Here is a 1,091-nt window from a genome sequence, read left to right as displayed (position 1 = left end):
GCAGGAAATGTCTTTGGGAGAATTTACAAAACAAACAACTCAAGAGAAAGACGCTGCTCTCTTTGAAAAACATCATATAGGCAAGTTTTTAGAACCGGAAAATACAGAAGTTTAACAAGGTTAAGTTTATGCAATGAATAAGTGTATTTCAGTGTGAAAAACCCCGGAAAATCAACGATGTATAAAACTTGCATATTGATTATTATAGGGATTTTAACAAATGCATTGATATCAACACATTTCCCGACAACCTAGTTTACATAAATAAGATTATAGGCAGTCATTGTGTGTATAATATTCATTTCCCTGTATAAATTAGTTTCTGTTATGGATTTTTTAAAATAAGATTCTATTTAACGGCCAAATGGACGTTTTTTTATTTTATAGATAAGGGGTGAGATTGTGAAAGTTGATAGTGAAGATTTACAGAGAGCTTTTGAGCTATTTAGAGAAGCGTGTGAGGTAATTGTTCAATGGTTTAAGCAAACCTGGGAACAAATTAAAGAGATTGCTCTTAATTACATAAAATATAAATCGGAACGGTCACAACGTCCTGCTTATGGATATGTAAAATATAGAGTCATGAAATCGCAAGTGCTAAATCGCAAACCTAAATGTATAAGAGCGAGATCGTTTTGTTAAAAGGAGTGAAGTGAATGAAGCTCAATAAGCAAGAGCAAACGGTTGTTGTTGGTAATTTGATTAATAATATTATCGGTGTGGAATTAGTAAAACAACATATTGACCCGCAAAAGCTAGAAAAGGCAGTAGCTTTGCACAATGAACTTAATGATGATATGACACCAAAAAACTGTCGTGAGGCACTTATTAGCGTATTAGATAAAGCCATAGATGTTTTCTTGGACAGTAAGTAGTGAGGTGGTGACGAGTGGCGAGAGCAAGAAGCCCGAACAGGGATAAAGCCTTTGAGCTATTCAAAGAACATAACGGCGATATTTCTAATCGTAAAATTGCAGAGCTGCTTCAAGAACCTGAAAAAACAATTTCATCCTGGAAGAGTAGGGACAAATGGGCAGCTAAATTAAATGAATCTGAATGTAGTACTGCAAAAGAAAATGAATGTAGTACTA

Annotated in this window: 3 protein-coding genes; all 3 read left to right on the top strand. The window is 34.4% G+C overall.

Going from position 1 to position 1,091, the window contains the following annotated elements; all coding sequences use genetic code 11:
• Window positions 1-402: 402 nt before the first annotated feature.
• The gene (locus KVT27_RS23285) at window positions 403-642 is read left to right on the top strand and encodes a hypothetical protein (protein ID WP_217582036.1); all 240 of its coding nucleotides are present in this window, start codon (window positions 403-405) and stop codon (window positions 640-642) included.
• 14 nt (window positions 643-656) lie between these two features.
• Window positions 657-875, top strand: coding sequence for a hypothetical protein (locus KVT27_RS23280; protein WP_217563160.1), 219 nt, complete (start codon window positions 657-659; stop codon window positions 873-875).
• Between the two features lie 14 nt (window positions 876-889).
• A partial coding sequence (locus KVT27_RS23275; protein WP_309140244.1) for a phage terminase small subunit-related protein occupies window positions 890-1,091 on the top strand: 202 nt, incomplete at its 3' end.

Source organism: Lysinibacillus sp. GbtcB16, from assembly GCF_019091145.1.
GTDB classification, from domain to species: Bacteria; Bacillota; Bacilli; order Bacillales_A; family Planococcaceae; genus Lysinibacillus; species Lysinibacillus fusiformis.
This window is presented reverse-complemented; position numbering and strand designations above follow the sequence as displayed.